This is a genomic window from Myxococcota bacterium, from assembly GCA_035498015.1.
Taxonomy (GTDB): domain Bacteria; phylum Myxococcota_A; class UBA9160; order SZUA-336; family SZUA-336; genus VGRW01.
The window spans coordinates 1-4,426 of record DATKAO010000119.1 but is presented as its reverse complement, the minus strand read 5'-3'; the positions used below and the strand labels follow the sequence as shown (position 1 = coordinate 4,426).

The following is a 4,426-nucleotide window of genomic DNA, read 5'->3' as shown; positions in this document are numbered from 1 at the left end:
GGCACGCACGGCGACGACCGCGCCAACCTCGAGAAGCTCCTGCGCGAGCTCGCGCGCGCCGAGAACCGCCGCGCGCGCTTCGTGTGCACCGTGGCCGTGTCGGAGCCCGACGGCGAGGTGACCGCCACCGCCCGCGGCACGTGCGAGGGCGCGATCGCGCTCACCCCGCGCGGCGCCGGCGGCTTCGGCTACGACCCCATCTTCCTGCCCGACGGGGCCCACGGCCGCACCATGGCCGAGCTGACCTCGGACGAGAAGGGGCGCCTGAGTCACCGCGGCCAGGCGCTGCGCCGGATCGCGCCCTTCCTGCGCGAGGTGCTCTGAACGGTCGGGCAGGGTAGGCTTGGCCCTGGAGGAAACCCCCAGGATGAGCACCCAGCCCAGGATCGAGGTCGGCTTCCAGGCATTCGTCTCCGATGGCGGCGAGGAGTTCGGCGCCGTGCGCGAGGTCTCGCGCGAAGACGTGATCGTGTACGTCGAGAACTCCGGTGACTTCCGCATCCCGCTCGCTGCCGTGAAGGCCGTCCACTCCAAGAAAGTCGTCTTCGACTGCGGGAAGCTCGACCCGAACCTGCGCCGCGCGATCGGCCACGCCCACGACTCCGAGGTGCCCGGTCTCTGATACACTCGTGACCCGAGGGAGAGCGGGTCGTGAGTCGGATCTCGAGGATCGCGTGTCTAGCGCTGGTGGCGTGTTTCAGCGCCGCGCCCGCCTTCGCCGGCAAGGTCGCCAAGATCGACCTGACCGCCTATCTCGACGGCCACCCCCAGCAGGGTGACTTTCGCGTCTACGCGCGCGACGACGGCGCGAGCGTGATGGCCCAGGTGCTCCAGGCCGTCGAGCTCCCGAAGTCCACGGTGTTCGAGTCCCAGTACGACGAAGACGGCCAGACCGAAGTCGACGTGAACGAGCTGGTGCACGGCAAGGAGGCGCGCGTCGGCACGATCGCGCTCGAGCCCGACATCGCCCTCGTGATCGCCAAGCCGAAGAAGGTCGAGTCCTTCGTGTTCGTCCCCGGCAAGCCGCAGAAGTACAAGCTCGGCTTCAAGATCCTGTACCAGGCGCAGAAGGCAGGGAAGGCGACGCTGGCAGGGTTCACGACCTTCGTGGGGTTCGTGATGGCGGTTCCGGGAGCGGGCCAAGTCTTCGGAGACTTCAACCCGACGCCCTTGGGCACGATGCCCGTCGCCCAGTTCCACCGCGAGCAGACACTCACGTTCAAGGTCGGCAAAGACACCTTCGGCACGAGCTCGGTGAGCGACTACTGGGTGACCCTCGAACGCGGCACCGTCCGCCGCGAGTACATGGCCCAGTCATTCGAGAACGGCGTCCCGACCTCGACCTTCGGCCCCTACGTGTACACGCTCGACCACGGCGAGGAAGCCGGGGTCCCGTTCCCGTAGCCGCTTAGCGGGATCGGCCCCCGCGCGTTAGCCTGCTCTGCACCGGGGCGTAGCGCAGCTTGGTAGCGCGTCTGCTTTGGGAGCAGAAGGTCGTCGGTTCAAATCCGACCGCCCCGACAGGACTTACGCGACTCAGAAACCTCGGCGTGGTGCCAGTGTGGTGCCAAACTCTGAGAACGCTCTCGCTTCGCTGAGACCCCTCGTGCCTTCAGGGAGTGCCGGGCGCGCAGTAATTGCCGTACGGAGTTCGATCGGTGACGATCCTCGCGTTGGGCTCGAGCTGACGCAGCTCGACGGCGTGTGCGCGAGCCGCGTCTGCGTCTGCCTGGCGGCCCGCCTTGCGCAGCGCGATCGCGTACTCGTCGACTTGCTGAGCCGTGGCTGCGGGATGATGCGAATTCTTGCCCTGGATCCGCTCGATCTCGCTGAAACCGCGCTCGTAGTAGTCGATCGCCTTGGCCCACTGGCCTCGGTCGTAGGCCATGCACGCAAGCTCGAACAGTGACATGTACGTGGGGCCATTCGTGCTCGTGTCGAGCTGGTTCGCGAGCAGGAGCTCCCGCTCGGCCTCGTCGAAGCGGCAAGTCGCGCCGGCTGCGCGTCCGAGATTGTAGTGGCGCATCGCGAGATCGGTGTCTGCGGCTCGGGCAGCCTCCGCCTGGCTCACGGCTAGTCGCCAGTTCGCGTAGGCTGATTCCCAACGCCCCACGTGCTCGTCGTTCGCCGCAGCCTGGAAGGGATCCGCGGCGCAGCCGGCGAGAAGACCGAGCAGGGGGCAGAGTGAGACGAGGCGCGTGTGTCGGCGAGTCACGGCTTCTTGCAGTCCTTCGGATAGTGTTCCGCGACGGTCGCCGGAAGCTCGCCCGGGTGATCCGCGCGGATCTGCGCGCTCTCCTGACGCAGCGCCGTCGCGCGCGCGCCGCCTCCGGTTTGCTCGAGCGCCGTCGCGAAGTCGTCGAGCTCGTCCGCGAATGCGATCGGGTCGGCGCGGTCGACGGCCACCTTTCGCAATGCGGGAATCTCGCGCTCGTACCAGTGGACCGCCTCCGTGTACTGCCCGGTGTCGAGGTCCAGGCGCGCGAGCTCGACCAGCACGACGACCTGCATCTTGGGGCGGGGAGCCGCGAGCTGCTCCTCGAGCTCGAGGGACCGCTGAAACGAGGTGCGCGCTTCGTCGTAGTAACACTGGTGCCCGATGGCCTTCGCATATTCGAAGAGTGACGCCGACTCGCTTTCCGGGCCGAGCCTGCCCCTCTGCGCGTTGGTCACCGCGCGCGAGAAGCAGCGGCTCGCTCCGTCACGGTTGCCCGCTCGGGACTCCGCGAGCCCGCACTCGTAGTAGCTATCGTATTTGACCTGGCTGAACGGCATCCCGCAGTCGGCAAGGAGCGTTGCGAAGAGCGCGCACAGGAAGGCGCCGCGCTGCCCCGAGTGGCTTCTCATCGCGGGCGAATATACGCTACGCGAAGAAGAGTTCACCGACGGCAGGCGGAAGCCGCTCGCAGACAGTCGCAGCTTCCGATGACTCATGTCCACGCCTGCGAGTAGAGATGGAAGCGAGAGACTCGAGCTGTTCTCGACCGGTCCGCGGCGGGCGCGCCGCGGGCAGCCGGACCTGGGCGGGCGAACGATCCGCAGGTGATGGAGGGCTGAGCCGCCTGTCCCCCGCTTCCTGAACCGGTGGGTCAGAGAAAACCTTCACCACCGGCGCCACGATGTCTTCCAGCCGACCACTGTAGTTCGAATGGTCACAAAGAAACGAGCCTGGGTCTCTGTGGTATCTGCATTTTTCCTGGCCTTGGCGTGGTCTGCTGCCGCCGCGGTCACAGTGACGGTCACCGGGCAGACACCCGGACCGACGCCGTTCATCAGCAACGTCCAGCTGGTCGTGAGCGAGCCGAGTGCGTTGAAGAGCATCCAGTTCGAGGTCGCGTCCAAGCCGGGCTCGGTCGTGCGGCCGATCCGCGCGACCTACTCACGAGACTATCTCGAGGCCCGTGGATACCTGGATCCGCAAACCGGTGAGGTGACTCTTCCGGTCTTCGGGCTGTACGCCGACTTTGCCAACTCGGTCGAGGTGAAGGCAGCGTTCGGTGGAAGAGGCGCGCCTCGCACGACACTCGAGATCGACACGCCACCCTTCGATGATCCGACGGGGGTGTACGTCAACCCGACGGTCCTGCAGGCTCGCTATGAGTAAGCCGTACCGAACCTATCAAAGGAGCCTCGAGCTAGAGATCGAGGCCTATAAGTACCTCGGGCGTGGCGATCACGATGGATTCACTTCGAAGATGAAGCAGGCGTCTGACCTCCATGACGAGTGGGCCCGTTGGATTGACGCGCACCGGGCAGACGCCCGCCTTCCAGATGTTGGAAGCAATCGACCAAACTAGACCAGGCGGCTCGAGGGTCTCGAGCCCGGGAACGCGCATGTTGCGCGTCCACCAGCCGGGCAGCACGAGCTTCGACGCCTGCTCCGGGCGCTGCTCGAGGATCAGCTCGACGAGCGCATCCTTGCCGCGCTTGCCCGGCGGCAGGCCGAGTTGATGCGCCAGCGCTGAGAGTTCGTCCTTGCGCTTCGTCCGAAGCGCTGCTTCTAGCGTCAGGTGAGCCCACCCGATCTGGAGAAGTCGGCGGAGCCCAAAACGCTAGCACCGACCTCGGAGGAGGTCGCGCCGCCGCAGCCTGCGCTCAAGCGTCATCGCGGGCCTTCCATAGGACGACGTGGTCGACGCCGTTCACCGGCGAGACGAAGAAGCGGTTCAGCGTGTCGGTAGGCACGACGGCGTCGCGTGCGATCACCTCCGGGGAGCTGGGCTACGCCTGGGGTGGAGTCAGTGGCGGCCCCTCATTTGCAGTTGTGCAGAGCGAGTTTCTATCTCTTACTGGCGGTTGGGTGGCGTGCTCACGGAATTCAGCACTGACTACGAGATCCCGTTCGCCTCGTCGATCTCTGCGATCAGCCCAGACGCCAGTATCTCACAACAAGTGCGACTCACTCCAGCGACGGCTATCCGCTCGC

Annotated in this window: 6 protein-coding genes and 1 tRNA gene; 5 read left to right on the top strand and 2 right to left on the bottom strand. The window is 66.3% G+C overall.

Features of this window, described 5'->3' with window-relative positions; genetic code table 11:
• From VMR86_10945 to VMR86_10930, 4 genes are all read left to right on the top strand, one after another.
• The coding region (locus VMR86_10945) for a non-canonical purine NTP pyrophosphatase (protein ID HTO07554.1) at positions 1-324 on the top strand (324 nt) is incomplete at its 5' end.
• Between the two features lie 43 nt (positions 325-367).
• Positions 368-622 carry a hypothetical protein gene (locus VMR86_10940; protein HTO07553.1) on the top strand — a complete coding sequence of 85 codons (255 nt, stop codon included), beginning with the start codon at positions 368-370 and terminating at the stop codon, positions 620-622.
• 29 nt (positions 623-651) lie between these two features.
• The gene (locus VMR86_10935) at positions 652-1,404 is read left to right on the top strand and encodes a hypothetical protein (protein ID HTO07552.1); all 753 of its coding nucleotides are present in this window, start codon (positions 652-654) and stop codon (positions 1,402-1,404) included.
• 43 nt (positions 1,405-1,447) lie between these two features.
• Positions 1,448-1,521, top strand: a tRNA-Pro gene (locus tag VMR86_10930).
• A 91-nt stretch (positions 1,522-1,612) separates the two neighbouring features.
• Here VMR86_10930 and VMR86_10925 read toward each other — a convergent pair.
• Together VMR86_10925 and VMR86_10920 are read right to left on the bottom strand one after the other, a co-directional pair.
• Positions 1,613-2,026 (bottom strand): hypothetical protein, encoded by a 414-nt coding sequence (locus tag VMR86_10925; GenBank protein HTO07551.1) that lies wholly within the window; start codon positions 2,024-2,026, stop codon positions 1,613-1,615.
• A 185-nt stretch (positions 2,027-2,211) separates the two neighbouring features.
• Complete coding sequence (locus VMR86_10920) at positions 2,212-2,847, bottom strand: tetratricopeptide repeat protein (protein HTO07550.1); 636 nt, start codon at positions 2,845-2,847, stop codon at positions 2,212-2,214.
• 385 nt (positions 2,848-3,232) lie between these two features.
• Between VMR86_10920 and VMR86_10915 the strand changes: the two genes are divergently transcribed.
• A complete protein-coding gene (locus VMR86_10915) occupies positions 3,233-3,604 on the top strand; it encodes an aryl-sulfate sulfotransferase N-terminal domain-containing protein (GenBank protein ID HTO07549.1) in 372 nt (123 codons plus the stop codon).
• Positions 3,605-4,426: the final 822 nt, after the last annotated feature.